Genomic DNA, 662 nt, shown 5'->3' with positions numbered 1-662 from the left:
GTGCTGCTGGACAAGACGGGGACGCTCACCGGCGGACGCCCCCGGGTGGTCGCGGTGGTGCCGGTGGCGGGGGCGTCGACGGCGGAGGTGCTGCGGTGGGCAGCGGCCGCCGAACAACTCTCGCCGCACGTGCTGGCCCGGGCGCTGGTGGAGGAGGCGGGCGCGCGTGGCCTCCGACCCCCGGTGCCGGAACGGGTGGTCGAGGAGCCCGGCCGGGGGGTCACCGCGACGGTCGACGGTCGCCCGGTCCTGGTGGGTCGCTTCCCGGCGGGCGCGCCGGTGCCGGAGGCGGTGCGGCGGGTGGAGCACGGGGCCACGCTGGACGGCGCGGCGGTGGTGTGGGTGGTGGTGGACGGTGACCCGCTGGGGGCGGTGCTGCTCGGTGACCCGCCGCGCCCCGACGCCCCGCGCACCCTGCGCCGGCTGCGGTCGGTGGGGATCACCCGGTTGGTGATGCTCACCGGCGACCGGGAGGCACCCGCCCGGGAGGTCGCCGCCGTGCTGGGGCTGGACGCGGTGCGGGCGGAGCAGAGCCCGGCGGACAAGGTGGCGGCGGTGCGCGCCGAGCGGAAACGGGCCGGCACCGTGATGGTCGGCGACGGCATCAACGACGCGCCGGCGCTGGCCGCCGCCGACGTGGGCGTGGCGATGGGGGCCCGGGG

At 79.3% G+C, this 662-nt stretch carries 1 protein-coding gene; it reads left to right on the top strand.

Going from position 1 to position 662, the window contains the following annotated elements; all coding sequences use genetic code 11:
- Positions 1-662, top strand: a 662-nt coding sequence (locus tag FNQ90_RS25850) for an HAD-IC family P-type ATPase (RefSeq protein WP_182608521.1), incomplete at both ends; no start/stop codon positions are given.

Source organism: Streptomyces alkaliphilus (assembly GCF_014141535.1).
Lineage (GTDB): Bacteria > Actinomycetota > Actinomycetes > Streptomycetales > Streptomycetaceae > Streptomyces > Streptomyces alkaliphilus.
Note: the sequence above shows the minus strand (reverse complement) of the source record. Positions and strands in the feature narration are given on the sequence as shown.